The organism is Paenarthrobacter nitroguajacolicus, assembly GCF_031455195.1.
In the GTDB taxonomy this organism is placed as follows: domain Bacteria; phylum Actinomycetota; class Actinomycetes; order Actinomycetales; family Micrococcaceae; genus Arthrobacter; species Arthrobacter nitroguajacolicus_D.
This window is the reverse complement of the sequence record NZ_JAVDSH010000010.1, coordinates 35,288-60,425: the sequence shown is the minus strand read 5'-3', so window position 1 is coordinate 60,425 and position 25,138 is coordinate 35,288. Positions and strand designations below refer to the sequence as shown.

Here is a 25,138-nt window from a genome sequence, read left to right as displayed (position 1 = left end):
ACAGTTATGCAGTACACGCACTTGGGCCGTTCAGGCCTGAAAGTTTCACGCCTCTGCCTGGGCACCATGAACTTTGGCCCGCAAACCGACGAAGCGACCGCCCACTCGATCATGGACTCTGCTCTGGATTCCGGGATCAACTTCTTTGACACCGCCAACGTTTACGGCGGAGCGGGGCACCGCGGTTGGACCGAGGAAATCATCGGCCGCTGGTTCGCGAAGGGCGGCGAGCGCCGCGAACGGACCGTCCTGGCCACCAAGTTGTACGGCACCATGACAGACCGCCCCAACGAGTCCAAGCTGTCCGCACTGAACATTCGCCGGGCGCTGGACGCCAGCCTCAAACGGCTTCAGACGGACTACATCGACATCTACCAGTTCCACCACATCGACCGCGATACGCCGTGGGACGAGATCTGGCAGGCGATCGAGGTTGCCGTTCAACAGGGCAAGATCCTGTACTCGGGGAGCAGCAACTTTGCCGGCTGGCATATTGCCCAAGCCCAGGAAGCCGCCCGCCGGAGGAATTACACCGGCCTGGTCAGCGAGCAGTCCATCTACAACCTCTTCCGGCGCGAACTTGAGCTTGAGGTCATCCCTGCTGCACAGCAGTATGGCCTTGGACTGATCCCGTGGTCCCCACTGCAGGGCGGCTTGTTGGGTGGCGTCCTCAAGAAGGAAGAACAGGGCGTCCGCCGCGCCGAGGGCCGGGCACTCGAAACCCTCAAGAAGCACGAAGACCAGATCCGTCAGTACGAGGATTTCGCGGACGAGCTCGGCCACGCACCTGGCGATGTAGCACTGGCCTGGTTGCTCCACCAGCCTGCCGTCACGGCGCCGATCGTTGGACCGCGCACGCAGGAACAGTTGGACGCCGCCATCCGCGCACTCGATGTTTCCCTGAACGAGGATGCGCTCAAGCGACTCGATGATATTTTCCCGGGCCACCGTCCCGCCCCCGAAGATTACGCCTGGTGAAAATCTTTCCACCCGACAGCCTCGGAACCGACACCGTGTCGCCGCGGAACATCCTGTTCATCGGCGGGACCGGGGTCATCAGTGCGGCGGCGGCTGAACGCGTCGTCGCACTGGGCCACCGGCTGACCGTCCTCAACCGGGGACGGTCAGCCGGCCGGCCGGTTCCTGATGGCGCAGAAGTGCTCCATGCGGACATTCGCGATCCCCTGGCTGTGCGTGAGGTACTTCAGGGAAGGGAGTTCGACGCCGTAGCGGACTTCATCTCCTTCACCCCGGATCAGGCGTTCGCCGGCTTGGAGATGTTCCGCGGGCGGACGGGTCAGTACGTGTTCATCAGTTCTGCTTCGGCGTACCAAAAGCCCCCGACGACGCTTCCCATCAGGGAGTCGACTCCGCTGAAGAACCCGTTTTGGCAGTACTCGAAGGACAAGATCGCGTGCGAGGAACTCCTGTTTGAGGCGTACCGTGAGCAGGACTTCCCGCTGACCGTGGTACGGCCGTCGCATACGTATGACCGGACCAAGATTGCCATGGTTGGCGGTTGGACGGACATCCACCGGATGCGCGCGGGTATGCCGGTCATGGTGCATGGGGATGGAACATCGCTATGGACGCTGACCCACAGCCGCGACTTCGCCAAGGCGTTTGTCGGACTCCTTGGACGGCCGCAGGCTATTGGCGAGAGCTACACCATCACCTCGGACGAGTACCTGCCGTGGAACCAGATCTATTGCTTGTTCGCGCGCGCGGCCGGCGTTCCGGAACCCGAGCTTTTCCACGTAGCGTCCGAAACCATAGCCGCCCACAGCCCGGAGCTCGGACCCAACCTGTTGGGCGACCGCTCCCACTCAGTAGTTTTCGACAACTCCAAGATCAAGGCACTCGTCCCGGATTACCGGGCAACCATTCCCTTTGCGGACGGTGCCAGGGAGATCGTGGCATGGCATGATCAGCATCCTGAGCTGCAAGTGGTGAAGGAAGACTATATGGAGCTCAGCGACCGGCTTTATGAAAGGAACCTACGGCCATGACACCAGCCCCGCTCATCGAACTCAACGACGGCAACAAGATTCCGCAACTGGGTTTGGGCACGTGGCCCCTGAACGACGCGCAGGTGGCTGACGCCGTCGTGGAGGCTGCGTCCCGAGGGTATCGGCACATCGATACTGCCGTGAAGTACGGCAACGAAAAGGGCGTGGGCAACGGCATCCGGGCCTGCGGGGTGGGCCGGGAGGAACTCTTCATCACCACCAAGCTGGACGGAGAATTCCAGGGCTCCGGCAAGGCCGCTGCTGGACTCGACGGCTCATTGGAGCGCCTGGGATTGGACTACGTGGACCTGCTCCTCATCCACTGGCCACTCCCCCGCCGCGACGAGTTCGTCTCCACATGGAAGACCTTCGAGGAGCTACAGGCTGCGGGCAAGGTGCGCTCCATCGGCGTTTCCAACTTCAAGCCCGCCCATTTGGACCGGCTGCTCCGGGAAACGGACGTGGTTCCAGCCGTCAACCAAATCCAGGTCAGCCCGTCCATTCCGAGGCCTGCGGCAAGGGCTTACAACGAACGCAACGGCATCATCACCGAGTCCTACAGCCCACTGGGCGCCAGTAGCGAGTTGTTGAACGCCCCGGTCCTGGCTGCCGTTGGTGAAAAGCACGGAAAGACGCCGGGCCAGGTTGTGCTCCGCTGGCACGTGCAGCAGGGTCTGGTTGCCATCCCCAAGACCGCCAACCCGGAACGGATGAAGGAGAACCTGGACGTGTTCGATTTCGAACTGGATCACGACGACCTCACCAGATTGCAAACGCTCGACGCCGGCCCGGACGCGGGCGTCGACTCGGACGTTCAGGGGCACTGACCATGGAAACCGCGGAAACACTCATTTGGACCGGCTCTTACACTGCCGACAGGAATGGTAACGGCAAGGGCATCGCCGCCCTTTCCGCCGATGACAGTGGCCAACTCACCTCGGTCGGCTTGGCCACCGAGGCAAACTCGCCGTCATTCCTCGCCCTGCACCCCATGCTTCCCGTGATCTATGCCGTGGCGGAGGAGGGCAAAACGGTGCGGGCCTACCGGCGGACTGGTGCCGCCGAGCTGGAGGCTTTTGGGGAACCGTGGCCCGCAGGCGAGGCCACGTGCCACGTCGCGGTGGATCCGCAGGGCCGCTTCATCGTGGCCACTTGCTGGGGCGACGGCCAGGTCATCCTCTACGAACTGGACAACGACGGCGCCATCACCTCGCGCACCAGCGCGGAAGCCGCCGTCGACCCCCACACGGCAACGTCCCCGGACCAGGCCCGCCCGAGCCGTGCGCATTCCAGCCTGATGCTGCCCGACGGCCGGGTCATGACCACAGACCTGGGGCATGACCTGGTGCGCGTCTGGAAGTACGCGGCGGGTGAGGGACTGGTGATCGACCATCAGGTGATCCTGCCCCAGGGTTCGGGCCCCCGGCACATGGCCCGCCACCACAGCGGCACAGTGTTGGTGGACACGGAGTATTCGGTGGAGGTGGCCGCGGTCCGTATGCAACCGGACGGCACATATGAGCTGACTGCGATGGTTCCGGCAAGCACCAACGGCGCACAGGAGGGCGACGCGGGAGCGGAAATCGCCCTGTCTCCGGACGGCCGCTTCGCATACGTGGGCGTCCGCGGAACCAACCGCATCTGCGTGCTGCAGGTCTCCGCGGATGGCGCTGAAATCGAACCCATGGCGGACGTACCGTGTGGGGGCGACTGGCCACGCCACCACGTGGTCCGCGAAGGCTGGCTGTATGTCGCGAATGAAGGTTCCGACGACGTCGTGAGCTTCAGGCTGGACCCGGAAACGGGACTGCCGGAAGGGCCTGTGGGCCGAGTGGAGACGGGTTCTCCCAGCGTCCTTGTCCTGGCGGTTTAACTGACGTCGAGATGGCACTTAATGACAATCATCCGCTCAGAAATTGTCATTATGTGCCATCTCGGCGAGTTTTCAGGCGGACCAGACTTGGACGTCGTCCGTACCGCAGATCAGCTTGCGGCCCGTCGGTTCGAGGACCACCCACAGCAACTCCTGGTGCTTGGAAACGTCGTCTACGCGACCTATCCCGGCGCCCCACGCGACATCGTAAATCCACACAGGATCACCGGTGCTGAGCTCCGACCACTCAGCCGACGGCACGTGGCGGTAATCGGCAGGCCTGTTCAGGATGGTGCTGGTCATGCCGGTACTTCAGCTGTGGAGCGCCGCCGCCAAACCGTGGGCGTGCCCTCGTAGGCCGGAAGAACACTGCCTTCTGCGAAGACCTGGACTGCGTCCGGGTCGGAGTCCGGGCTCCACAGGCCCGACGCCGGGCAGTGGGAACCGGTAGGCATGACGCGGGTGGCTCGTTCGCGCAGGAGGGCGATGCTCTTCATCGTTGAAACTCGTCCTTGGGTAGTTCGGGGGATTTTGTGAAGCAGATCTCCTCAACCCTATGAAACTCAAGCGATGATCGTTATGGACAAATGAATAACGTTCTCCTGCGGCACAGTGCTTTTGCACAGGAACCCTGCGTGGCCCCGGCTACTTGTAGCTCAGGCTCAGGAAAAGTGCCTTCAGCTGCGCGTATTGCGTGGTCTTCATCCAGGCTTTGGCTGCCTCTGGAGTGGCGAAGGCCGGCTGCTTGGCGGGGTCGAAGATCGCGTAGGCACTCATGATTCCGTTGGGCACACGGACCTGATTGATACCTGAGCCCGTTTCCCCGGATTGCATCTCTGAGGCAAGGCGGACATCCATGATGTATGTGGGCGTCTGATCCATCTCCGCGATCGATGGCGTTTCTCCTGGGTGAACCATCATGGCCGCCTGATGGGCAAAGAAACCGAACTGCACGGGATCACTGGCTGAGGTTGTGGACACCACTCCAGGTACTGTGGCGCGGTCGTAGACGGTTCGCTTCACCCAGCCGCCCGTCCCATCCGCGTAGTTTCCGTTGAACACGCGCGCTACCTCGGCCCCAGCGGCATCGAAAACAGTCACAATGCGTGAGGCTTCCGCGGTCCCGGGCGGATCGTACGGCCCCTGTTCCGCCCGGACACTCCAGCCCACCGGGTACGTGAAGGACAGGTGCCCGTCGGGGAACGTGAACGTCTGCAAGGTGGGAGCTTGAACCGGCGGTGCTGCCGGAGCGGTGGTCGGCGCAGCAGGCACTGTGGGTGTCGGCACCGGGGTAGTTGTAGGCGTCGGGCTTGCCGTGGGCGTTGCGGACGGGGTAGCCGTCGGAGTCGGCGTTACGGACGCACTGGGCGTGGGGGTCGCTTCGGTGGACGTCACCGTGTTCGCGGGCGCCGGGGTTGAGGTCACGGTCCCAAAGTTCGCCGCGACAAGCACCCCAGCGGTGACGGCGGCTGCGCCGAGCAACAGCCCGCCGGCGATCTGCGCCTTGCGCCGCCGTCGGCCTTCCAGGGACGTCACCCCGGCCAGTGGACGGCTGTCGCTGTACACCGTGGATCCCGACAGGATCTTGTGCAGGGCTTCTTCGCCGTTCGGTTCCGTCACTGGATCGATAGTGAGCGGGTCGATCGCTGAAATTTGGTTCTTGATCGGATCCATTGTCTTCAGACCCCCATCTTCTCTGTAGTCGGGTCGGCCCCTGCAGGCATGTGCTTCCGGAAGGCCGCGCGTGCCCGGTGGAGACGGACTTTCGCTGCCGATTCGCTGCACTGCAGCACGGCGGCGATGTCGGAGATCCCCAGATCGTCCCAGTAGGCCAGCTGCAATATGTCGCGGTCCTTCTCGCGGAGGCGTTCCATCGCTTCCTGTACCGCGACGTTTTCCGAGTCGTCGCCAAACCGCTGCACCGCCGTCGTGCGCAATTTCTCCTGCAGCGCCTGCCGCCTGTCGCGGCTGCGGTACGCATTGCCCACCAGGTTGCGGGCAATGGTCAACAAATAAGCGAGGTCCGGGCGTGAGTCATCCACCCATTTTTGCCACACGACACGGAATACGTCCGCTGCTATTTCCTCCGCCACATGCGCCGATTCAACGCGTCGGCAAACGAACTTGTAGACGGATGGATAGCTGTCTTTGTGAATGGCGATGAATGCCAATTCGCGCTCGGAAAGCACGATTCCCCCTGAAAATAGAACCCGGACCTGCAGGATACTTGTTTAGTTTCCGGCCCGGCTGCCATGGTTACACGCGGCGAAAAGTTTTTTGCTGTGATCCCTGCGATAGTTTCGAGTCATGGTGAATACAGGGGCGTCAGTTGAATGGGCGCGTAAGCAGGTAGACCTCGGGCGCGTGCCTGTTGGGGTTCTGGGGATCGCTTCCAGCAACGGAATCGAGGACGTCGTGGCCTTCGGGTCCGACGGCGGCCGGCAAGCCACAGCCGACCACCACTTCGCGCTGTTCTCGGTCTCAAAGCCCATCAGCGCCCTGGCCGTCATGCGCCAGGTTGAGATGGGAAAGCTGTCGCTGGGAAGCGCACTCTCGACGGCGGTTCCGGGCTTCGGCACCGGCCGCACCGACACCGTGACATTGGAGCACCTGTTGAGTCACCGGTCCGGGATCACCGACCCGGAGCTCGACGACGGAGTCCCCCTCCGCGACGCCCTCACCTCGGCGGGGCAAACCTTCTACGCGGGATCCCTGGTCCAGTACTGCAACATCGCTTTCGAAGGTGCCGCAGCGATGGCCGAGTGGGCTGATGGGCGCCCGTTCGAGGAGCAGGTCCTGTCCTTGGCCGCCGACACCGGCGCAAGCGGGCTCACCTTCAGCACTGACTGCAACCCACACACGGTGCACGGAACCGAAGCGGCGGGGCTGAACGCCGGGGCCATGTTCGAGCAGAGGCATCCGGGGGCCGGGCTCTTCGGAACCGCAACGGACCTGCTCAACCTGGGCTCGGAGTTACTCAGGGATTCCGGCAAAGCTGTCCAACCGGCAACCCTGGCAGCCATGCGCCGGCCGCGGACCACGAGGCTTTCACACATCACCACCCGGCCCAAGCCCCTTCGCCAAACCGGCTTGGGATTCCAACTGCCGGCCAACGAGTCTGAGTTGATCGCCCGGGGGATCTACGGCCACCCTGGCTGGTCCGGAACGGAGTGGTGGATGTTCCCTGAGCAGGATCGCTGCGTGGTGTTCTTGACGAATGTCCTGGACACCCCGGACCTCGGCGTGGACACCACCGAGTTGCTCAACGCAGTGGCGGCTTCCTAACCCCTGCGGGCAACCCGTCCACGCCACACGGACACAGCCCACACCATCGCGAACAATGCCACGAGGATCAGGCCCGCGTCGCCGAGGTCCACTTCCCCGAGCCAGGAGGTCAGCGGGTCCTCCAGCCCAAAAGCGGTGTTAGCGAACCCGCCAAGCGTGATCACGGAGATGAAAAGGGCCGACACAGCTGAGATGCCTGTGATCAACGCGTTGAAGCCGAGCTTGCGTTGCGGATTGTTGATCGCGGATTTGTACATTTTCATCATGGCCACGCCGTTGGCGGAATCGCACAGGGTCATGGCTGCGGTGAACGCGAGCGGTAGCGCCATCAAGGCGAGCGGCGACACACCGGCGAGGGACGCCGTCGTGGTTATTACCAGCAGCCCGATGGTGGTGGCCGTATCGAAGCCCAGTCCGAAGAGGAAGCCGATCACGTAAATGTTCCGCGGCCGCTCCACCCTGGACAGGGGTTTGGCCAGGAGCCTGGCCACAAAACCTTTCGCTTCGAGGTCTTCGTGGCGGACCTCGCCGCCGGCCTGCACCTCCCTGTACAGCTTGGTGGCGCGCACGAATGTCGAGCCGTTAAAGAGGCCCATCGCCAGCAGGAACAGTCCCGAAACGCCGCTCCCGATCAGGCCCAGCACCTTGTTGCCTGTGGTGCCGTCCTCCATGAACTGGCCCACCAGCGTGGCACCCGCTACCACCAGCAACCCGGCCAGCACCACCACCGAGCTGTGGCCCAGGCTGAACGCGAACCCCACACTCACGGGGTCCTTGTGCTGGGCGACGAACTTGCGGGTGGAGTTGTCGATTGCGGCGATATGGTCCCAGTCGTAACTGTGCTTGACGCCCGCAACGTAGGCGGTGACCACCAGGCCCAGCGCCAGCGGCTGGGCACCACCGGCGGCGCCGGCCAGCAGAAGAACGACGGCGGCAGCATGCAATGCGGCCACGGCACCAAACGTGAAGAGCAACCGGGTCCGCAGGGAAAGGTGTTCCCGCTCCCGGTACATGGTGGCGAACTCAGTCAGCGCAGTCATCAGTACTTCCTCAGGTTCAAAGGCGCCTGGCCGAACCAACGTTCCCGCAGAACGCCGGTGCACGCACCCAGCAAATTGTTGAGCTCCTCAGTGCTGTTCGACAACGATCGCAGCACAAGCCCGGTGCTCCCGGCAAGAGCCTGCGTCAAGGAAACCCCCGTGTAAGCATCAAAATCACGGGTCATCTGGTGCAACTCATCAGCGAGCGCCTGATCCACTCTGGGATCCACCACCACTAGGGAGCCCAAATGGCTGAAGCCCTCCATGAACCCAATCCCCCTCACGTCGCCCAGCGGTGGGCGGATCAAAAGGTTGTCCAGTGCCAGCAACTTGGGCCCGTCGTCGTCCTCGATCCAGATCTCGTTGCGCAGCCGCACCTCTTCGTATTTGAAGGCAGCACCGTCCGGCGACCATCCCGGCGTGATGACCTCAGCCATGACAAGGCTCGACGACGGGTGGAGGCTAAGGTGCGAATTCTGCCGGTAGCTGGCCTCCCGGTAGGCGATCAACTGGTCGGGCACCAATTCCAACCGGGCGCCCTCCCCCAGTGTGATGTTCACCCGCTGCTCAGCAAACGACCCCGGAGTGCGGTAAATCTTCGTGGCCGACTGCGTGGTGAGAAGCAGGTCCGCCCCATCCTCTACCTCCACGTCAATGAGGAACAGATCCGCCCCCAGATACGCCCCGCCCGGATTGACCATGACGTAGCAAACCTGCCCACTCTGATCCAGGTAATGCGGTCTGAGCACCCGCAAAGCCCCCTCATGGAACTGATGCGAAGCAACAGACCGTCCGTTCCGCACGGCGATCTGTAACCGGAGTTCACCCCTTGGCGACGTGACCGCCGAGGTGGGTGAGCCGGATTTTTGGGCTGCGGCGTGGCTGGCCGCGCGGGGGGCCCACTGCCGCGAGGGACCCGACTCGAGCTTGCGAGAGTTGGGAGCGGCTGGGGACGGGCACGGCCCAAAATCCGGCGAAGCCGCCGTCGCGATGCGGCTCATTGCGCCAAGTCGAGCATCAAGACATCCCGCCGGATCCAGCTCAGGACGTTTTCGAGCCCTTCGTCAGTTTTCAGGTTGGTGAAACAGAACGGTTTATTGCCGCGGAACTCCTTGGAGTCCCTCTCCATGACGGCCAGGTCCGCCCCGACGTGGGGGGCGAGGTCTGTTTTATTGATGATGAAAAGGTCGGATTTGATCATGCCTTGCCCAGCTTTGCGGGGGATCTTTTCGCCTTGTGCAACGTCGATGATGTAGATGGAGAAGTCGACGAGTTCGGGGCTGAAGGTGGCGGAGAGGTTGTCACCGCCGGATTCGACGAAAATGACCTGGAGGTCCGGGTGGCGGGATTTCAGTTCTTCGATGGCCGCGGTATTCATGGAGGTGTCTTCGCGGATGGCAGTGTGCGGGCACCCACCGGTTTCGACGCCGATGATCCGGTCCTCGGGGAGGATGCCGTTGGCGGCGAGGATTTTGGCGTCCTCAATGGTGTAGATGTCGTTGGTGATGGCGGCCATGGAGATGTCGCCGCTCATGTGCCGGGTGATGCGTTCCACGAGCTGGGTCTTGCCTGCTCCGACGGGTCCACCTACACCGATCTTGATGGGTTCTGTCATCTGTCCTCCTTGTTTAGCTCATGAACATGCGGGCGCGTTGCCGCTCGTGCCGCATCTGTGAAATTTCAAGTCCGGGGCTCACTGCCCCAAAGTCGTCCCAGCACAGCTGTGCTACAACGTTGATGGCGGTAGCGACGGCGTCGTGCGCGTCCCGAAGTACCCGCTGCCCGGCGTTCTGCCCGAGCGGAATGGCGCGCACGGCGTTCTGGGTCAGGGAAGTCACGGTGGCAAAGAGATACGCCGAAACCGCCTCCTCAAAGGGCACCTCCAGAGACCGGGCGATGACCCCAAAAGCCAAGGGCTGGTGCCCCGACGCGCCTCCCCCACGGACCAACTCCCGGTAACCCTCCAACTCCCCGGACGGGAACACCTCACTGCCAATCTCCAAGAGCCGCCCGCCCATTTTCAGGGACGCCTCCCGCACCTCCCGAGCCAACAACTGCCCGGACAACACCCCATCCAACAAACCAACTTCCACCCCCTCATATAGGAAGCGGATAGCCACCCCATCGGAATAAGTCAGCTGCTGGGCAATGAAGGCATGCAACCACGCGCTGAAGGTGGTTTCATCACAAACCAGCCCACGCTCGATATAGCTCTCAAACCCCAAAGAATGAGCAAACGCCCCCGTAGGCAAGGCCGAGTCGGTCAACTGTTGAAGAGCCAGCTGACTAGTGCGAGTGCTCAGCATGGCGGAACGGCACCGGCATGACCCGCTCTTGCCTGTCGTAGGGGACGCCGACACTCTTCACATAGTCTTCGACCGTGTGGTCATACTGGCAGACCATTACTTCGGCTTTGTACTCGGACGAAGCATCGAAGAACTGTGCCTGCAAGTGCCGGTTGCCGAGCGAATGTGCCACGACCCCCATCTCGTGGATGCTCCTCGGCGCCATCACCAGGACATCGGTAGGCAGCACGGAGATGACGATGAGGTTGGTGTCGTCCATGGCAAGGATGTCGCCGTCGCGGAGGTCGCCGGTCCCGGAGGGGAGGCGGATTCCGAGTTCCTTGCCATGGTCGGTGGTGACGCGTTGGATGCGTTTGACCAGCAGGGCGCTGGGGAGCACCACCTTTTCCGTGTGGCGCCCCGCGAAGGCATCCAAGGGTTGTTCGTGCAGGTTGCCGAGGATTTTTTCGATGATCATGGGGTCCTAGAAGAGGAAATAGCGCTGCGCCATGGGCAGCACATCGGACGGCTGGGAGGTGACTTCTTCGCCGTCGACCGTCACTTTGTAGGTTTCGGGGTCGACGGCGATGTCCGGGGTTTCGCCGTTGTGTTTCAGGTCCGCTTTGGTGAGGTTGCGGATGCCGGACACGGGTTTGATGATGCGTTCGAGGCCGAGTTCGGCGGGCACTCCGGCGTCGATGGCTGCCTTGGACAGGAACGTGATGGACGTCTGTTGGAGGGCTTTCCCGTAGGTGGCGAACATAGGCCGCATGGTGCGCGGTTGCGGGGTGGGGATGGAACCGTTGGAGTCGCCCATGAGGGCGTAGGCGATCTGCCCGCCCTTGATGACCAATTCGGGTTTCACGCCAAAGAACGCAGGGTCCCAGAGGACGAGGTCAGCGAATTTGCCCTCTTCAACGGAGCCGATGACGTCTGCCATGCCCTGTGCGATGGCCGCGTTGATGGTGTATTTGGCCACGTAGCGCTTGAGCCGGAAATTGTCCGATCCGTCGGATCCATGGGCAGCGCCGGTCGGGTCTTTCAGCACGCCGCGCTGGCGTTTCATGGCGTCCGCTACTTGCCACGTCCGGGTCACTACTTCGCCCACACGGCCCATGGCCTGGGAGTCGGAGGAGGTGATGGCGAAGATTCCGAGGTCGTGGAGGACGTCCTCGGCGGCGATCGTTTCGGCGCGGATGCGGGAGTCTGCAAAGGCCACGTCTTCCGGGATGTCCGGGTTGAGGTGGTGGCAGACCATGAGCATGTCCAGGTGCTCTTCGATGGTGTTCTTGGTGTACGGCAGCGTGGGGTTGGTGGATGCGGGGAGAACGTTGGGCAGACCGGCGATCTTGATGATGTCCGGCGCGTGCCCTCCTCCGGCACCTTCGGTGTGGAAGGTGTGGATGACGCGTCCGTCGATTGCCCGGATAGTGTCTTCCACGAAACCGCATTCGTTGAGGGTGTCGGTGTGGATGGCTACCTGGACGTCGTATTCGTCCGCAACGCGCAGGGACATGTCGATCGAGGACGTTGTTGAGCCCCAGTCCTCATGGACTTTGAGCCCCACGGCGCCTGCGCGGATCTGCTCGGCGAGGGGCTCGACGGCGGACGCGTGGCCCTTTCCGAACAGGCCGATGTTAACGGGCAACCCTTCCACGGCCTGGAGCATCCGCGAGATGTGCCAAGCACCGGGCGTGATGGTGGTGGCTTTGGTTCCTTCAGCGGGGCCGGTGCCGCCGCCAACCATGGTGGTGATGCCGTTGCACAACGCCGTGGGTACTTGCTCCGGGGAGATGAAGTGGATGTGGGTGTCGATGCCTCCGGCGGTGAGGATTTTCCGTTCGCCGGCGATGATCTCGGTGCTCGCGCCGATCACGATGTCCACGCCGTCGGTGATCTGCGGGTTCCCGGCCTTGCCGATCTTGAAGATATGGCCGTCCTTGAGGGCAACGTCCGCTTTGTAGATTCCGCTGTAGTCCAGGACGATCACGTTGGTGATGACGGTGTCCGGGATGTCCTCTGCGCGGGTGAGTTGGCCGTTCTGGCCCATGCCGTCGCGGATGACCTTGCCGCCGCCGAACACTACTTCATCGCCGTAGACCGTGTGGTCCTTCTCGATTTCGAGGAACAGCTCAGTGTCGGCAAGGCGGATAGCATCGCCCGTCGTCGGGCCATACAGCTCGGCGTACTGCTTGCGGGGAATCTCGAAACTCACTGGTGGTCCCTTTCCGCTGCGACGCCCGGGCGGGGTTCCCCGGCAACCCCGGTTCCGCGATCGAGCTTTCCATTGACTGCGTTGCTGAGGCCGAAGACTTCACGGGACCCGGCGATCTCAATCAGTTGGACAGTTTTCCTGTCCCCAGGTTCGAAGCGCGCGGCTGTGCCTGCAGGAATGTCGAGGCGGCGGCCGTAGGCGGCTTTGCGGTCGAATTCCAGGGCGCGGTTCGCCTCGGCAAAGTGGTAGTGCGAACCAATCTGGACGGGCCTGTCGCCGCGGTTTACGACTTCGACGGCGATCGCCTCGCGGCCGCTGTTGCACGCAATGGTGCCTTGCTGGAGCCTGTATTCACCGGGGATCATGGGGCTCCTATCGGATGGGGTTGTGCACGGTGACGAGCTTGGTGCCGTCAGGGAAGGTGGCCTCGATCTGGACGTCATGGATCATTTCCGGTACGCCTTCCATCACGTCTTCGCGGCGGAGAAGCGTGGTTCCGTAGCTCATCAGCTGGGCGACCGTTCTGCCGTCGCGTGCGCCTTCGATGAGCTCGTAGCTGATGATCGCCACAGCCTCGGGGTAGTTGAGCTTGAGCCCGCGTCCTTGGCGGCGCCGGGCAAGGTCGGCGGCCACTACGATCATGAGTTTCTCCTGCTCACGGGGCAAAAGATGCATTGATTCTCCTGAAAGCTGGGCACGGGCAATGACAGATGTGACCAGCGTAGGGAGCGGAGGTTTCCGAGAAGTTACCAAAGCGTCTCAGTCGGGGGTCAAATTGCCCCGAATTGACCTCAACATATGTTGAGGTCCTAGCATCGCTTCCGGTGAGTGCACGAGATCCGGCGCCATCCCAGCCAGTCCCCCGAGGTGTTTGAATGAGCCGTCCCCAACCCCTGCCATCCACGGAAGTCAGCGAACTCTTCAAGAGCGCGTTCCGCGGCCATCCGGCAGGCGTCGCCATCGTTACGGCCACCGGACCCGACGGCGCGGTGGGGCTCACTGCATCATCGGTGGCATCAGTGGCCGTCGATCCACCGACGCTGGCATTCTCAGTCACGAGCGGGCGATCCGCATCCGTCATTGCGGCGGCCCAGACGATCGTGGTGCACCTGGTAAGCGCCGACCAGTTGGAACTCGTCCGGATTTTCGCCAACCCGGCGGCTCCACGTTTCACCGAGACCATGGACTGGGAGGTGCTGCCCACAGGTGAGCCCCTGCTCAAGGAGGCCCAATGGGCGCTTCGCTGCGAAATCGTCCACCGGGCAGCCCTGGGCAGCTCCGTACTTCTGGCCGCGGAGGTCCTGGATATCAGGTCCAGTGCTTCCAGTTCAGCTCCGCTGGTTTACCACAACCGCGAATTCCACACGGTGTTTAAGAGCGTTCCGTCGCTGGGCTAGTTGTTGCGCCCGCGGGCCGCCACAGCCCACTGCTCCACGACGGCCCCCGAACGCACCACGGTGACCTCGTCCACCAGGTTCATGGTGAGGCACACGTGGTTGGGAATCAGACGGAGCCGCGTACCAAGCGCCGGGAGTTCCGACGAATCCGGCCACACAACCGTTGCATGATGTTCGGACAATGCGGACACCTTGGCTTCGGGATACTCGGGAAGCCGCCCATAACCTGTGGCCCAGTCCGGTCGGTCGCTGCCCAGGATCTTGCTGCCGGCGTCCACCACAACCCGGCGCACGTTTCCGCCCGCGGCTTCGTGGCGGCTGACGACGGTGGCTGCGACAGTCAAAGCGATGTCGTCCCACGTGCACCGCTCAAGCTCCAATTGCTGGGCATCGCCAAACACGTATACTCCCGGACGGAGCTCCGTGGCTACCGTTTCGCCGTCAATCAAGGCAGTAGGCGTGGATCCTCCGCTGATGGTGGTGACTTCGAAGCCTGCCGACGTCATCGCCGTCGCCGCCAAGCCCAGTGCCTCATTCTCATTACTCGCCGCGCCAGTCGGCATGCCGGGCTTGTAGCTGTGGCCCGGGAATGTGAAGACGCCCTGCACGCTCAGTCCGGCGGCAGCCGCCGCGTCGGCAACAGCCACCACTTCGTCCGGCAGCACGCCGCTGCGATGGTGTCCGCTGTCCACTTCGATCAGCACCTCAACGTTTGCTGCGTCGGCTCCGAGTTGGCGGCCCATCGCCGTCGCACTTTCTGCCGAATCCACGCCAACGGCTAGGCGGCAGGATGCCAGCAAAGCGCGAAGCCGTTCCGCGTGAGGGGCTTCAACCCAGAGCGGGTACGCGATGAAGATGTCCTTCACTCCATCTGCCGCGAAGACCTCGGCCTCGCCGATGGTGGCAACGGTGATCCCCACGGCCCCGGCTGACAGCTGCTTTCGCGCGATCTCCAGCGTCTTATGCGTCTTCACGTGCGGCCGGAGCCCGAGCCCGCGGCCGTGCATGCTGGACGCCATCCGTTCGATGTTCCGGTCAAGGACATCGACGTCGATCAGGACGGCAGGGGTGATGACTTCAGCAGGGATGACGTTCATTCCTCAAACCCTAACGTCCTAGCGCGCGGACTGCCTGACCCGCAGCTCGAACGCCGCCTCCGGTTGCTGGACAGTGAGCGCCGCGTCCTTGCTTTCAATCCGCCCGATGAGAAGTTCGACGGCGCGCTCCGCGATTTCCGTGCGCCCCGGCGCCACTGTGGTCAAGGACGGCGACGCGAACCGCGCCTCGTCAATATCATCGAAACCAGCAACGGCAATCTCCTCCGGGACTTTCCTGCCACGGACCAGAAGCTCATGCAGCGCCCCCAAAGCGAGGGCATCGTTGAGTCCGAAGACAGCGTCGAACTCCACTCCGCTGCCCAGCAGTCCGGACGTGGCGGCGGCGCCGCCATCCCGCCGCCAATCGCACGGCACCACGAGGGCCGGGTCATAGGGCACACCAGCGTCAGCGAGCGCAGCCTTGTAACCCTCAAGACGCAGGCCGCTACTGCCGGCAGTGTCGCCGTCGTGCGCGCCTAAAACGGCTATACGACGGCGACCCCCGGCCAGAAGGTGCGTGGTGACCGCAGCGGCCGCTTGGTGGTTTTGGATGAGGACCATGTCCAGCCGCGGATCCTGCACGAATTCACCCAGCAGGACCAACGGCTTTTTGCCGGCAACAGCAATGATCTGCTCAGCGTCCAGGGCAAGTGGAATGAAGAGGAGGCCGTCAGTAAGGGTTCGGAACTGGCCTTGGAGCGCCGCCTTTTCGTGGTCAGCCTCGTTGCCGGTCTGTTCTACCAACACCCGGTAGCCGCGGGCCCACGCGGCTTTCATGATGTCCGATGCCAGTTCCGCGTAGTACGGGATGGAGAGGTCGGCCAGGACCAGGCCGAGCATGCTGGTCTTGCCCGAGCGGAGGCTGCGGGCCGTCAGGTTGGTCTCGTAACCCAGCTCATCAATGGCATCCAGGACGCGCTGTTTGGTGGCTGGCCGGATGAACTCGTAGTTGTTGATCACGTTGGAAACCGTCTTCAACGAGACCCCCGCCGCGCGTGCGACGTCGTTCATGGTGACGGCCATCCAGGTGCTCCTTTGGTACGGATAAATACATCGTTGCAGACGAGGCGAGCGGGTGGTGCTTGTCCGTTACGGCCCCTTCCTACCAACAGGTGAGGCCGTCTGTATCTTGTCGCAATGCACAAGCGTAGTGTTGAACGTAGGAGATTTCGGGTGGCGTTGATGTCCGGGGTTGAATATCCGGGCTTTGCGCGACCACGAGCGTACTGCCGCCAGCCGGAGATGTGTGGACTCCGGCGTTGCTGGAATTGAGGCCGCATGGCCCAGAACAACGCAGTACCCACAGCCGAAGAGTTACAGGACTTGCTCCTGGAAAGTCCCGGCTTCTCCGAATTCCTCCTTGGGCTCACCACCATTTCCGCCTCCCTTTTGGGTGGTGAGACACCCATGCTGTGCGCCATCACGGTTGAACGCGACGACGGACCAATCACGGTGGCCAGCAGTACGGACGCCGCACGGGTGCTGGACGAGAAGCAGTATGAATTCAACGACGGACCATGCCTCACCGCGTTACGGACCGGACAGCTCGTCCAGATTCCCGATCTGTACGCCGATGATCGTTGGCAGGGCTACGCCCATGCCATTTCGGGGACGCCGGTCCGCAGTATTCTCGCTGTCCCTATAAGTACAGACAGCGAGTCCGGTGCGGCACTGAACTGCTACTCCAACGAGCTGGAAGCATTTGACTCCCACACTGTCGAGGCGGTGCAGAGACATGCGGAGTCTCTGTCAAAAATCCTGAGACTTGCCCTACGAATGCACTCCACAGACCCCTACCCGGCGGCGCTGCGGTCAGTGTTGGATTCGAGGGCTGTGGTGGACGCGGCGATTTCGCTGATCATGGTGCAGAACCGCTGCAGCAGGGAATCGGCAATGAAGCTCCTTCATTTGGCAGCCAGAAACAGTAATCAGCGGCTCCACGACATCGCGAGGGACATGCTGGCCCGGAGCGGGGACCCGGAACCCAATGGCGAGAGCTCATGACTGGGCACCTTTGAGGACTGGGAACCTGTCCGTTGTCACGGACTTGTTCCAGGAAAACCACTAGGCTGGGACCATAGGGCGGACTTCAAGGAGCCGCTTGCATTCCTTTGTCGGCCAGCCGACACCGACGGCCGGAGAGAACCCATGACGAAGAAGCAGCTTCCTCTGGATGAACTCTCCACCGCCATCGGGAGAATTCTGGGCCTCCTGCTGACAGAGGAAAAGGTAGACCACGCGGTCCAAAATCTTTCACAGGCCATCTGGGATTCAGTGCCCGGAACCTTGGGTGCAGGGGTGTCCATCCTTGATGCCCTGGGCCGCCGGACCAGCAGGGGATTCACGGACGCGGTGGTGGAGGAGGCTGATTTCCTCCAGTACCAGTTGGGTGAAGGACCGTGCCTGACCGCATGGGCTTCAGAACAGACGGTACTGGTGCATGACGTCAGCGCCGACATCCGGTGGCCCGAATGGACTGCATCCGTCAGGGACCTCCCCATCAAGTCCGTGATCAGCGCACCCCTGCTGGCGGGTGGCCGCAGCATAGGGGCCATCAAGGTCTATTCACCTGAAACCTCAGCCTACGATGCCACCACGGCAAAGTTGTTGGAGCTTTTCGCGTCGCCCGCAGCCACGCTCCTCTCGCACATCCAAAGCGCGGAGACTCCCAAGCGAATCAGCGAAGGTCTCCAATCAGCCCTGCACAGCCGGGACCTGGTGAACCGGGCTTGTGGCATTCTCATGGAACGCCACCAGATCCCCCACGCGTCCGCCCTCCAGCGTATGTTGAAGCACGCACGCGACCACGGCAGTACACTGCAAGACGTCAGCGCCGAGATAGTAGCCGGGATCCCGGCTGACCAAAACTAAGGCGCAGGATATGGGCTTCGACATCAACGAACCCGAGCAACGGCGCAAACTCCGAGCCGCGATCGATTCCGCCGGCATCAACATCGGCAAACTCTGGTTGTACTACTTCAGCATCGGCGGCTCGGTGGGCGAATACGAGGTTGAGGCCTACTTGCAGGGCATGCTGTCCATCCCGGAACTCGAGAGGAACCTGCTTGCTATGGCCGCAAACGACCTCCTGAACAATAGCGGCGAGCCCCGGGCACCGTACTCGGATGAACTCCCCGGGGATGATCCCCCAACCACTGGGGACCCTGAAACTCCCTGACGCACGCCGACCCCACGGGCCGTCACACATCGCTCATCCCCTTGCAACGCGCCCGCAACAAACATGCGGAATGCTGGGGTGAAATGGACGGCGAAGAGTGAGGGGAACGGACATGAGCATCGCAAACAGGGATCTTTTCCAAGCACTTAAGACGCAAGCGAGCCTGGCGCAGGCGTTCGGCAGCATGCCGGGCAGCAAGGAAGAACCGCACCTGCTGAGCCCTGGCGACTACATCGAGGCCTGGCACAACGGCCGCCTCTATCACCGGGGCACCGTGGTGAAAACCGTCGCGGGGACCGACCTCTTCTGGCTGACGGACGATACCGGGAGCCGGCGGCTCCTGGACATGGAGTCCATGGAAATCGTCACCGTTGACGAGCCGGCTCCGGCACCCGCATCGCAGGCACCGGACCCAACTCCGTCAGCTACGGTCACACCGATCTCCGCGTACCCCATGTTCCACGACGGCACGCAGCAGATCGCCTAGCTTTCAGTTGACCTGGTCCTCCAGCGACAGCCGGATCGTGGTCCAGCTCACGGCCGGAAGCGCGGCGGTGAGGCGGCCGCCGTCGAGCTTCACACTGACGTTCCCGGACGGCAGGACCGACGTCGAATCGTCGGCAGCGGCCTGCCAGTACGGGTCCTTGTTCGAGTAGGTGACGGCCTCAATGACCTTGCCGGCGTTGAGGCTCCCGACGGCGGCATCCAGCGTCAGCGCGTCAGTCGCCGAGCGGTTTACTGCGAACACCACGGCCTCCTTGGCTTCTGCATCGAAGGTCGCCACGGCTGAGAGGGCGGTGAAGCCCGACGTCTTTTCGGTCTCCAGCAGCGGGGATTCGGCGGCGAGGTTCAGCACCGTACCCGAGGCATTCTGCGAAGTAAGCGCAAACGGGTGGAACGTGGTCTGCTTCCAGGCCCGGCCACCCGGCTCGGTCATGATTGGGGCGATCACGTTGACCAGCTGGGCCAGGCTGGCGGAGTGGACGCGGTCCGTGTTGCGCAGCAGCGTGATGAGAAGATCTCCCACCACCACGGCGTCGGCAACCCTGTAACGGTCCTCGAGGAGCACTGGCGCCACGGGCCAGTCGTCTCCGGTGGGCATCTTGGACTCGTCGCGGGACATGTGCCAGACGTTCCACTCATCGAACGAGATATTGACCTGCTTCCCGGACTTGTTGGCCGCCCTCACATGGGCCGTTCCACCCTTGATGTTGGAGTACTCCAGCAGGTCCAGAGCTTCCTGCGGGCCCCTGGTACCCAGATTGACCGCCATCATGGGTGCCACACCGGCCTTCTCCGACCACTTCGCGAACTCGTCCACGCCCACCAGGTTGGGATCGCTGGAGTGCCAGGGGGTACTCCGTGGGCAGCGGGCGTGCAGGCGCTCAGTGCAAGGGCAGCGCCGAACAACGTGGCGGGTATGCGGCGGCCCGCGAGCCGGGCTTTGGGTCCAAAGGGCATGTGGTTCACTCTTCCTGAAGCCTCCCCGAGAACACCGCTGAAATCGTCGGTGCAGCGACCGGCCATTCCATGGGCATCGGATCGATCGCCACGCTCTGGAAAGTCTGAAAGTGTTGTTCACGTAAATCGGCGCGTTGCTGCCAGGCATTAAGGTCCTTCAGCCGGGCCTTCTCTTCCCGCGCTTTGAGCTTTGCTTGCCTGACGTCCTCCGCCAACGCCGCAAGGACACCGGCAAGCCGGCCCCGGTCATCGGCCCGGACGTCCAAAGCGTTGGCGAACAAGGTCGCATAGCCGCCCTTGAAGTGTTCCATTGCATAACCCGTGACGACACCCAGGAAGCTACCTTCGGAGCGCAGGGTCTGATCCGCTGAATCAGCAGCGCCGATCAAAGCGTCGGCGGCGCCATCGTCGAACGCAATCTCCACCGCCGTATCAAAGATCCCCACGCCGAGCCCCCGCCCTTGAATAGTTAATCCATCGAATAGCATAACTGGCGGAACCAGAGTGTGGGACGTGACCGGGAAATAAAAAACAGGCCGGAGACTCAAGGTCTCCGGCCTGTCTTGGAGGGTGGGCCCTGTGGGGATCGAACCCACGACCCACGGATTAAAAGTCCGATGCTCTACCAACTGAGCTAAAGGCCCCTCCAGCTGTAGAAACAGCCATGAATACTGTACCTCAAGGTCAAGGCCAGCAAGGAACTCAACGTGACGTGCGCCGTCGTCACCTTCTTTGGGCGAACGTTCGACGGCGGCGCGCGGCGACAGCGGCGTGCCGGACCCGGAACGGCGGCAAAGTGGGTGGTGACGGCACGCCACCAGCAACAAAGCGGCCCGGCAACCGTTACTCGACCCCGCTAGAGCACAGGAGTACGGTGAACTCATGAGCGAACAGCCAGAACCGCGAGCGTACGGCGGAGCAAACCGGCATCACAAGCCGAAGCCCTTCGCGCCCATCGATTTTGAACCGTTCGCAGGTGGCGCCGACCCCGCGCGGGTTTCCGAGGCCGCCCACCTTGCTGCGCAGGCCTTGGTGAGGCGAGGCCGCGACAGCGACGACCCCAAGGTCACGCGTCGTCTGGTGAAACTGGCCGATGAGCAGGGCTTGGAAGCCATCGCCGAGATGTGGGCAGAAAGCCCCGCCCGCAGCCTCCCCGGCGCGCTGTGGCGGCTTTACGCGCTCCGCGCCGCCACCATCCAGAACCCCGAGAAGATCTCGGTCTACTTCAGGGCCGGCCGGGACACCGCGCAGGTCTCCAACGTCGTAGCCGGGGCTGCCGAGCCTCCCGGGGCCGAGGAAATGAAGACCATGGCTGACGCCATTCTCTCCGGCGCGTTCGACGGCGAGTTCGACGTCGCGCTGGAACGTTCCGCCGCCTTCTGCCGCGTGGTGGCACTCGGCCAGGCGACCCTCGCCGACGGCGCAGAGCACAGCAACGAAGGCCACGCCAGCAAGCTCACGCGCAATTCGCACCAGCTCGTCAAAACGGCCGAGGACCTTGAGCACGCCGCCAATGCATGGCGCCTGGGCGAGCTGGACTAGCCAGCAAAGAGGGCAAAACGTACCCACGTCGGCCCCCGACTGTCAATGTTGACTTAGCTCGCTCAACGGTGAAAACTAAAACTGGTGTCGAACCGCGAAACCCCCGGGCTTCAACATATAGCCGCTTCGAGCGGCCTACCGCCGAGAGGCGTATCCGGTTCGGCACCATTTTTATGCCCGGATGCAGAACGCCCGGGCCAGCACTGGGCCGAACCCGGGCAAACGCGCCAATCTACTTCAGGGTGACAGTGGTTTTGGCCTGTTCCTTCTTGTCGTGATCAAGGTCGCCGGCTGCATCCTGCGGTGTCATGGTGGCCGAAATCTCCGCTTCCTTGCCGGGCGTGTAGCCAAAGTTTTCGGCGATGTTGAAGGACTCGCCTGGCTTCAACACGAACGGGTCTTTTTCCTTGAGCTTCACGCCGGAGCTGCTCAGCCCGTACTTCTTGAAACCATCGCTGCTGGAGTCCGACGGCATGCCACCGAGATACTTCCAGTCCGTGTACTTGGCGCTGGGAGTGACCAGCGAGTGGCTCAAGGGGATGTCAGCGGAGGACGTGTTGGTGACCACGTAGTTCACGTACACGATGGGCGCACCCTTCTTCAGCAGGTTTTCCTTGGTTTCCTTGTCCAGGAACATGCTGTCCTTGGAGGCTACGTCCGTGGCCACCTGGTAGATGTCGACGCTGAAGCTGTCGCCCTTCATGCTGCCAAGCTTGTCGCCTTTGTCCGTGATCGGAAGGGCCCAAGCAGCTGCCTTATACGAGCCCGAGGATGCTGCGGCCCCATCGGAACCGGCCGAGGCCGAGGAGGATGCGGTCGGCGCGGCCGCCGAAGAGGAGGACGACGACGGTTCGGAACCACCCGACGTCGACCCTGCGGTAGTAGCTCCACAGGCGGTCAAGGCGAGCAATCCCGCCGCTGCGAGGCTGGTGATCTTCACTGTATTGTTGACGCGCACAATTCCCCCATTGATTGGATAAATTCGTTGACGTGCCAAGTCTTGCATGGATGGGTGGGACTCTGCGATGGGGACCTCTGCCCGGCGGGGTCGGGGCGCTCACCATCCGGGCGTGCGGGACCGGTAAAGTTGGGATCGAAACGGGCTGCGTCAAGTCAAGCCGTCCGCCGCCCCATCCGTCCCCAGCCCGGAAGCGACATGAAGCTGCGCCTTTTCCCCCAGGAACCCGCCGGACTCGTACTGCTCGCGCAGATGGCCGGTGTCATCGTGGCCGCCACCGGGACGCTGTCGGAAATCCTCGGCGCCCAGGCGAGTGAGCACCAGCGCCTTGCCGAAGAACTGCACGAGCACGAGTCCAAGTCCCTGGACCTGCACTTCGCCCTCCTGACGCACATGCGGACCAGCTTCGTGAATCCGCTCCCACGCGAGGACATGTATACCCTTTCCCGCCACCTCAACGAAGCGATGGAAAAGCTCGACGCCGCCGGCGACCTGGTCTCCCTCTACAAGCTGGACCGGCTGCCCAAGCGTGCGGCAGACCAGCTGGAAATCATCAGCCGCCAGGCCGAGCTCACCGTGGACGCCATGCGGAAGCTCGAGGACCTGGACGAGCTGGAGGACTACTGGATCGAGATCCTCCGGCTGGCCAAGCGTGCTGAACGGACGCACCGGATCTGGGTCGCCGAGATGCTCAAGGACATGAAATCGGCGCAGTACGCCCGGCACCGGGACATCGCCAACCAGTTAGTGGAAGTAACCAAGGACATGCGGAAGGTCGCCACCCAGGTAGGCAGCATCATCGTCAAGGAATCCTGACGTGACCATCGCCTTCCTTGTCCTGGTGGTGGGACTCGCCTCAGGGTTCGCCTTCCTCAACGGTTTCCGTGACGTCTCCAACGCCGTCGCGCTCTCCACCCGGACCCGCGCCCTCACGCCCTCCATCGCCGTGCTCCTGGCCGCAATTTTCAACTTTGTGGGCGCCATGCTGAGCGGCACTTTTATCCTCGCCTTCACGCAGTCCTGGATCACATTGCCCGCAGGCCCCAGCGGCCTCACCATGCTCGCCTCAGCCTTGGCTGCCTCTATTTTGTGGGGAATCTACGCCTGGTGGCGGGGCGTCCCGTTGTCCTCCACGAACTCGCTGGTGGGCGGCCTGATTGGTGCCGGCAGCGCGAGCATCCTGGTGGGCGGAAACTCGATCGGCGGGGTAGACGGGGTCGTGCTCACGCAAGTGGTGCTGCCTTTGGTGCTCTCCCCCTTGATAGCCTTCGGGGCAGCGTACCTCCTGGTGTGGCCAGTAACCTGGGCCGCCCGCTACACGCAGCCCAACGTGGTGAACAGGCGCTTCCGGCGTGCACAAGCCGTCTCCAGCGCAGCAGTAGCCTTCGGCCACGGGCTCCAGGACGGGCAGCGAACAGCAGCGGTCATTCTCCTGGCAATGGTAGCCGCCGGGTTGTCAGGCGGGGACGACGTACCCCTCTGGATCCTGTTGGTCACGGCCGTCATGCTCACGGCAGGAACGTTGTTGGGCGGCTGGAGGATCTCCCATACATTGGGCTACAAGCTCATCCGGGTAGATCCGCTGCGTGGATTCGTCTCCCAAACCCTCACGTCCGTCATGCTCTTTATTGGCGCGATCGGCTTCCAACTGCCGCTCTCCACCACCCACACCTTGACGGCGTCCGTCCTCGGTTCGGGGATCAACCAGCGGTTCCACACCGTCAACCGCCGCCTGGTCAGGAGGATCCTCCTGTTGTGGCTGGCCACTCCCGTGGTGACCGCGGCGGTTGCCTTCGTCCTGGAACTGGCGTTCTCGCCCCTCGCGAAGATGTAGACCCAACCAGGGGACAGCAAACGCCCCATTGACGGCTCATAGCGACGTTTGCTGTCCCCTAGTTGGGTATAAAAAACGACGGCGGCCGTACCCCCAAGGCGACGGCCGCCGTCGTTAAGTGCCGACTCCCCCCATAGAAGCCGGAGCCTGCAGACCCTTTATCCGAAGCGGCCGGAGACGTAGTCTTCCGTTGCCTTCTGACCAGGGTTGTTGAAGATGCTGGTGGTGTCTGCGAACTCGATGAGCTTGCCCGGCTTGCCGGTGCCGGCGATGTTGAAGAACGCGGTCTTGTCGGACACGCGGGCAGCCTGCTGCATGTTGTGGGTCACGATCACCACGGTGTACTGGTCCTTGAGTTCGTTGATGAGGTCCTCGACGGCCAGCGTGGAGATGGGGTCCAGTGCGGAGCAGGGCTCGTCCATGAGGATCACCTGGGGTTCAACGGCGATGGCACGGGCAATGCAGAGGCGCTGCTGCTGGCCGCCGGAGAGGCCGGAGCCCGGCTTGTCCAGGCGGTCCTTGACCTCGTTCCACAGGTTGGCGCCAACCAAGGACTTCTCCACCAGCGCATCAGCTGCGCCCTTGGAGATCTTCTTGTTGTTCAGCTTCACGCCGGCCAGCACGTTGTCGCGGATTGACATGGTGGGGAACGGGTTGGGGCGCTGGAAGACCATACCCACCTGCGTGCGCACGGTTACCGGGTCAACACCGGGTCCGTAGAGATTGTCCCCGTCAAGCAGCACTTCACCCTCGACGCGTGCGCCAGGAAGGACCTCGTGCATGCGGTTCAGTGTGCGGAGGAAAGTGGACTTGCCGCAACCGGACGGGCCGATGAAGGCAGTGACGGACTTGGCTTCGATGTTGATGTTGACGTCCTCAACGGCCAGGAAATTGCCGTAATAGACATTCAGGTCTTTGACGTCGATGCGCTTGGACATGGTGTTCCTTTGTTCCTTGGGGGTTC

At 62.8% G+C, this 25,138-nt stretch carries 31 protein-coding genes, 1 tRNA gene and 1 pseudogene; 14 read left to right on the top strand and 19 right to left on the bottom strand.

The window, feature by feature from the left end; translation table 11 throughout:
• Positions 1-6: 6 nt before the first annotated feature.
• From J2Y68_RS18370 to J2Y68_RS18355, 4 genes are read left to right on the top strand one after another with little or no spacing between them, the layout of a single operon-like run.
• Entirely contained in the window at positions 7-978 is a 972-nt protein-coding gene (locus tag J2Y68_RS18370) for an aldo/keto reductase (protein ID WP_309995497.1), read from the top strand.
• Positions 975-2,009, top strand: coding sequence for an NAD-dependent epimerase/dehydratase family protein (locus J2Y68_RS18365; protein WP_309995495.1), 1,035 nt, complete (start codon positions 975-977; stop codon positions 2,007-2,009). Before J2Y68_RS18370 ends, J2Y68_RS18365 begins: the two co-directional genes overlap by 4 nt.
• Positions 2,006-2,836, top strand: a complete 831-nt coding sequence (locus tag J2Y68_RS18360) for an aldo/keto reductase (protein WP_309995493.1) — start codon at positions 2,006-2,008, stop codon at positions 2,834-2,836. Before J2Y68_RS18365 ends, J2Y68_RS18360 begins: the two co-directional genes overlap by 4 nt.
• 2 nt (positions 2,837-2,838) lie before the next feature.
• Entirely contained in the window at positions 2,839-3,882 is a 1,044-nt protein-coding gene (locus tag J2Y68_RS18355) for a lactonase family protein (protein WP_309995491.1), read from the top strand.
• 72 nt (positions 3,883-3,954) lie between these two features.
• On the opposite strand, the gene J2Y68_RS18350 is transcribed toward J2Y68_RS18355, so the two are convergent.
• From J2Y68_RS18350 to J2Y68_RS18335, 4 genes are all read right to left on the bottom strand, one after another.
• Entirely contained in the window at positions 3,955-4,185 is a 231-nt protein-coding gene (locus J2Y68_RS18350; protein WP_309995489.1) for a hypothetical protein, read from the bottom strand.
• Positions 4,182-4,379, bottom strand: coding sequence for a hypothetical protein (locus J2Y68_RS18345; protein ID WP_309995487.1), 198 nt, complete (start codon positions 4,377-4,379; stop codon positions 4,182-4,184). The genes J2Y68_RS18350 and J2Y68_RS18345 overlap by 4 nt, the downstream gene beginning before the upstream one ends.
• A 148-nt stretch (positions 4,380-4,527) precedes the next feature.
• Positions 4,528-5,556 (bottom strand): hypothetical protein, encoded by a 1,029-nt coding sequence (locus J2Y68_RS18340; RefSeq protein WP_309995485.1) that lies wholly within the window; start codon positions 5,554-5,556, stop codon positions 4,528-4,530.
• 5 nt (positions 5,557-5,561) lie between these two features.
• Positions 5,562-6,071 carry an RNA polymerase sigma factor gene (locus J2Y68_RS18335; RefSeq protein WP_309995483.1) on the bottom strand — a complete coding sequence of 170 codons (510 nt, stop codon included), beginning with the start codon at positions 6,069-6,071 and terminating at the stop codon, positions 5,562-5,564.
• Between the two features lie 118 nt (positions 6,072-6,189).
• On the opposite strand from J2Y68_RS18335, the gene J2Y68_RS18330 reads away from it, so the two are divergent.
• Positions 6,190-7,167, top strand: coding sequence for a serine hydrolase domain-containing protein (locus tag J2Y68_RS18330; protein ID WP_309995481.1), 978 nt, complete (start codon positions 6,190-6,192; stop codon positions 7,165-7,167).
• Here J2Y68_RS18330 and J2Y68_RS18325 read toward each other — a convergent pair.
• The 8 genes from J2Y68_RS18325 to J2Y68_RS18290 all read right to left on the bottom strand — a co-directional run bounded on the left by J2Y68_RS18325 (position 7,164) and on the right by J2Y68_RS18290 (position 13,382).
• Positions 7,164-8,207 carry a HoxN/HupN/NixA family nickel/cobalt transporter gene (locus J2Y68_RS18325; protein ID WP_309995479.1) on the bottom strand — a complete coding sequence of 348 codons (1,044 nt, stop codon included), beginning with the start codon at positions 8,205-8,207 and terminating at the stop codon, positions 7,164-7,166. The genes J2Y68_RS18330 and J2Y68_RS18325 overlap by 4 nt on opposite strands.
• Positions 8,207-8,956 carry an urease accessory protein UreD gene (locus tag J2Y68_RS18320; RefSeq protein WP_397335343.1) on the bottom strand — a complete coding sequence of 250 codons (750 nt, stop codon included), beginning with the start codon at positions 8,954-8,956 and terminating at the stop codon, positions 8,207-8,209. Before J2Y68_RS18320 ends, J2Y68_RS18325 begins: the two co-directional genes overlap by 1 nt.
• A gap of 248 nt (positions 8,957-9,204) precedes the next feature.
• Entirely contained in the window at positions 9,205-9,822 is a 618-nt protein-coding gene (gene ureG / locus J2Y68_RS18315) for an urease accessory protein UreG (RefSeq protein ID WP_309995477.1), read from the bottom strand.
• 13 nt (positions 9,823-9,835) lie between these two features.
• Positions 9,836-10,513 (bottom strand): urease accessory protein UreF, encoded by a 678-nt coding sequence (locus J2Y68_RS18310; RefSeq protein ID WP_309995475.1) that lies wholly within the window; start codon positions 10,511-10,513, stop codon positions 9,836-9,838.
• Positions 10,494-10,970: an urease accessory protein UreE gene (ureE, locus tag J2Y68_RS18305; protein WP_309995473.1), complete on the bottom strand. Its 477-nt coding sequence runs from the start codon at positions 10,968-10,970 to the stop codon at positions 10,494-10,496. Before ureE ends, J2Y68_RS18310 begins: the two co-directional genes overlap by 20 nt.
• 6 nt (positions 10,971-10,976) lie before the next feature.
• A complete protein-coding gene (ureC, locus tag J2Y68_RS18300) occupies positions 10,977-12,707 on the bottom strand; it encodes an urease subunit alpha (protein ID WP_309995471.1) in 1,731 nt (576 codons plus the stop codon).
• Positions 12,704-13,072, bottom strand: coding sequence for an urease subunit beta (locus J2Y68_RS18295; protein ID WP_309995469.1), 369 nt, complete (start codon positions 13,070-13,072; stop codon positions 12,704-12,706). The genes ureC and J2Y68_RS18295 overlap by 4 nt, the downstream gene beginning before the upstream one ends.
• A 7-nt stretch (positions 13,073-13,079) precedes the next feature.
• The gene (locus tag J2Y68_RS18290) at positions 13,080-13,382 is read right to left on the bottom strand and encodes an urease subunit gamma (protein WP_211711008.1); all 303 of its coding nucleotides are present in this window, start codon (positions 13,380-13,382) and stop codon (positions 13,080-13,082) included.
• 200 nt (positions 13,383-13,582) lie between these two features.
• Here J2Y68_RS18290 and J2Y68_RS18285 point away from each other — a divergent pair, with 200 nt between their 5' ends.
• Entirely contained in the window at positions 13,583-14,104 is a 522-nt protein-coding gene (locus tag J2Y68_RS18285; protein ID WP_309995466.1) for a flavin reductase family protein, read from the top strand.
• Here the strand turns inward: J2Y68_RS18285 and J2Y68_RS18280 are convergent.
• Together J2Y68_RS18280 and J2Y68_RS18275 are read right to left on the bottom strand one after the other, a co-directional pair.
• Complete coding sequence (locus J2Y68_RS18280; RefSeq protein WP_309995464.1) at positions 14,101-15,201, bottom strand: D-TA family PLP-dependent enzyme; 1,101 nt, start codon at positions 15,199-15,201, stop codon at positions 14,101-14,103. The two genes, J2Y68_RS18285 and J2Y68_RS18280, sit on opposite strands and share 4 nt — an antisense overlap.
• A gap of 18 nt (positions 15,202-15,219) precedes the next feature.
• Positions 15,220-16,224: a LacI family DNA-binding transcriptional regulator gene (locus J2Y68_RS18275; RefSeq protein WP_309995462.1), complete on the bottom strand. Its 1,005-nt coding sequence runs from the start codon at positions 16,222-16,224 to the stop codon at positions 15,220-15,222.
• Between the two features lie 255 nt (positions 16,225-16,479).
• On the opposite strand from J2Y68_RS18275, the gene J2Y68_RS18270 reads away from it, so the two are divergent.
• The 4 genes from J2Y68_RS18270 (at position 16,480) to J2Y68_RS18255 (ending at position 18,866) form a co-directional block, all read left to right on the top strand.
• On the top strand, positions 16,480-17,205 hold the full coding sequence (locus J2Y68_RS18270) for a GAF and ANTAR domain-containing protein (protein ID WP_309995460.1): 726 nt from the start codon (positions 16,480-16,482) through the stop codon (positions 17,203-17,205).
• Positions 17,206-17,349: 144 nt separating this feature from the next.
• Positions 17,350-18,072 carry a GAF and ANTAR domain-containing protein gene (locus J2Y68_RS18265; protein WP_309995458.1) on the top strand — a complete coding sequence of 241 codons (723 nt, stop codon included), beginning with the start codon at positions 17,350-17,352 and terminating at the stop codon, positions 18,070-18,072.
• A 10-nt stretch (positions 18,073-18,082) separates the two neighbouring features.
• Complete coding sequence (locus tag J2Y68_RS18260) at positions 18,083-18,379, top strand: hypothetical protein (protein ID WP_309995456.1); 297 nt, start codon at positions 18,083-18,085, stop codon at positions 18,377-18,379.
• Between the two features lie 112 nt (positions 18,380-18,491).
• Complete coding sequence (locus J2Y68_RS18255) at positions 18,492-18,866, top strand: hypothetical protein (RefSeq protein ID WP_309995454.1); 375 nt, start codon at positions 18,492-18,494, stop codon at positions 18,864-18,866.
• A 3-nt stretch (positions 18,867-18,869) separates the two neighbouring features.
• On the opposite strand, the pseudogene J2Y68_RS18250 reads toward J2Y68_RS18255, so the two are convergent.
• From J2Y68_RS18250 to J2Y68_RS18240, 3 genes and pseudogenes are all read right to left on the bottom strand, one after another.
• Positions 18,870-19,730: pseudogene (locus tag J2Y68_RS18250) on the bottom strand (alpha-L-arabinofuranosidase C-terminal domain-containing protein); the annotation flags it as partial.
• A 115-nt stretch (positions 19,731-19,845) separates the two neighbouring features.
• Complete coding sequence (locus tag J2Y68_RS18245) at positions 19,846-20,286, bottom strand: hypothetical protein (protein ID WP_309995452.1); 441 nt, start codon at positions 20,284-20,286, stop codon at positions 19,846-19,848.
• A 125-nt stretch (positions 20,287-20,411) separates the two neighbouring features.
• A tRNA-Lys gene (locus tag J2Y68_RS18240) sits at positions 20,412-20,484 on the bottom strand.
• Between the two features lie 63 nt (positions 20,485-20,547).
• Here J2Y68_RS18240 and J2Y68_RS18235 point away from each other — a divergent pair.
• Positions 20,548-20,700, top strand: a complete 153-nt coding sequence (locus J2Y68_RS18235) for a hypothetical protein (protein WP_309995450.1) — start codon at positions 20,548-20,550, stop codon at positions 20,698-20,700.
• Positions 20,701-20,722: 22 nt separating this feature from the next.
• Positions 20,723-21,382: a hypothetical protein gene (locus J2Y68_RS18230; RefSeq protein WP_309995448.1), complete on the top strand. Its 660-nt coding sequence runs from the start codon at positions 20,723-20,725 to the stop codon at positions 21,380-21,382.
• A gap of 232 nt (positions 21,383-21,614) precedes the next feature.
• Here the strand turns inward: J2Y68_RS18230 and J2Y68_RS18225 are convergent, their stop codons facing one another.
• The gene (locus J2Y68_RS18225; protein ID WP_309995446.1) at positions 21,615-22,340 is read right to left on the bottom strand and encodes a hypothetical protein; all 726 of its coding nucleotides are present in this window, start codon (positions 22,338-22,340) and stop codon (positions 21,615-21,617) included.
• Positions 22,341-22,538: 198 nt separating this feature from the next.
• On the opposite strand from J2Y68_RS18225, the gene J2Y68_RS18220 reads away from it, so the two are divergent.
• Positions 22,539-23,156: a DUF47 domain-containing protein gene (locus J2Y68_RS18220; protein WP_211711016.1), complete on the top strand. Its 618-nt coding sequence runs from the start codon at positions 22,539-22,541 to the stop codon at positions 23,154-23,156.
• 1 nt (position 23,157) lies between these two features.
• The gene (locus J2Y68_RS18215; protein ID WP_309995444.1) at positions 23,158-24,174 is read left to right on the top strand and encodes an inorganic phosphate transporter; all 1,017 of its coding nucleotides are present in this window, start codon (positions 23,158-23,160) and stop codon (positions 24,172-24,174) included.
• Between the two features lie 158 nt (positions 24,175-24,332).
• Here the strand turns inward: J2Y68_RS18215 and pstB are convergent, their stop codons facing one another.
• Positions 24,333-25,112, bottom strand: a complete 780-nt coding sequence (gene pstB / locus J2Y68_RS18210) for a phosphate ABC transporter ATP-binding protein PstB (RefSeq protein ID WP_167269230.1) — start codon at positions 25,110-25,112, stop codon at positions 24,333-24,335.
• Positions 25,113-25,138 lie beyond the last annotated feature (26 nt).

What these genes read in the sequence shown, in the direction of transcription:
- ureG (WP_309995477.1), bottom strand. Translation starts at nt 9,822, where the DNA reads ATGACAGAACCCATCAAGATCGGTGTAGGTGGACCCGTCGGAGCAGGC.
- J2Y68_RS18285 (WP_309995466.1), top strand. Translation starts at nt 13,583, where the DNA reads ATGAGCCGTCCCCAACCCCTGCCATCCACGGAAGTCAGCGAACTCTTC.
- J2Y68_RS18340 (WP_309995485.1), bottom strand. Translation starts at nt 5,556, where the DNA reads ATGGATCCGATCAAGAACCAAATTTCAGCGATCGACCCGCTCACTATC.
- pstB (WP_167269230.1), bottom strand. Translation starts at nt 25,112, where the DNA reads ATGTCCAAGCGCATCGACGTCAAAGACCTGAATGTCTATTACGGCAAT.
- J2Y68_RS18290 (WP_211711008.1), bottom strand. Translation starts at nt 13,382, where the DNA reads ATGCATCTTTTGCCCCGTGAGCAGGAGAAACTCATGATCGTAGTGGCC.
- J2Y68_RS18350 (WP_309995489.1), bottom strand. Translation starts at nt 4,185, where the DNA reads ATGACCAGCACCATCCTGAACAGGCCTGCCGATTACCGCCACGTGCCG.
- J2Y68_RS18260 (WP_309995456.1), top strand. Translation starts at nt 18,083, where the DNA reads ATGGGCTTCGACATCAACGAACCCGAGCAACGGCGCAAACTCCGAGCC.
- J2Y68_RS18330 (WP_309995481.1), top strand. Translation starts at nt 6,190, where the DNA reads ATGGTGAATACAGGGGCGTCAGTTGAATGGGCGCGTAAGCAGGTAGAC.
- J2Y68_RS18265 (WP_309995458.1), top strand. Translation starts at nt 17,350, where the DNA reads ATGACGAAGAAGCAGCTTCCTCTGGATGAACTCTCCACCGCCATCGGG.
- J2Y68_RS18355 (WP_309995491.1), top strand. Translation starts at nt 2,839, where the DNA reads ATGGAAACCGCGGAAACACTCATTTGGACCGGCTCTTACACTGCCGAC.
- J2Y68_RS18280 (WP_309995464.1), bottom strand. Translation starts at nt 15,201, where the DNA reads ATGAACGTCATCCCTGCTGAAGTCATCACCCCTGCCGTCCTGATCGAC.
- J2Y68_RS18255 (WP_309995454.1), top strand. Translation starts at nt 18,492, where the DNA reads ATGAGCATCGCAAACAGGGATCTTTTCCAAGCACTTAAGACGCAAGCG.
- J2Y68_RS18325 (WP_309995479.1), bottom strand. Translation starts at nt 8,207, where the DNA reads ATGACTGCGCTGACTGAGTTCGCCACCATGTACCGGGAGCGGGAACAC.
- J2Y68_RS18310 (WP_309995475.1), bottom strand. Translation starts at nt 10,513, where the DNA reads ATGCTGAGCACTCGCACTAGTCAGCTGGCTCTTCAACAGTTGACCGAC.
- J2Y68_RS18275 (WP_309995462.1), bottom strand. Translation starts at nt 16,224, where the DNA reads ATGGCCGTCACCATGAACGACGTCGCACGCGCGGCGGGGGTCTCGTTG.
- ureE (WP_309995473.1), bottom strand. Translation starts at nt 10,970, where the DNA reads ATGATCATCGAAAAAATCCTCGGCAACCTGCACGAACAACCCTTGGAT.
- J2Y68_RS18345 (WP_309995487.1), bottom strand. Translation starts at nt 4,379, where the DNA reads ATGAAGAGCATCGCCCTCCTGCGCGAACGAGCCACCCGCGTCATGCCT.
- J2Y68_RS18360 (WP_309995493.1), top strand. Translation starts at nt 2,006, where the DNA reads ATGACACCAGCCCCGCTCATCGAACTCAACGACGGCAACAAGATTCCG.
- J2Y68_RS18230 (WP_309995448.1), top strand. Translation starts at nt 20,723, where the DNA reads ATGAGCGAACAGCCAGAACCGCGAGCGTACGGCGGAGCAAACCGGCAT.
- J2Y68_RS18220 (WP_211711016.1), top strand. Translation starts at nt 22,539, where the DNA reads ATGAAGCTGCGCCTTTTCCCCCAGGAACCCGCCGGACTCGTACTGCTC.
- J2Y68_RS18370 (WP_309995497.1), top strand. Translation starts at nt 7, where the DNA reads ATGCAGTACACGCACTTGGGCCGTTCAGGCCTGAAAGTTTCACGCCTC.
- J2Y68_RS18295 (WP_309995469.1), bottom strand. Translation starts at nt 13,072, where the DNA reads ATGATCCCCGGTGAATACAGGCTCCAGCAAGGCACCATTGCGTGCAAC.
- J2Y68_RS18270 (WP_309995460.1), top strand. Translation starts at nt 16,480, where the DNA reads ATGGCCCAGAACAACGCAGTACCCACAGCCGAAGAGTTACAGGACTTG.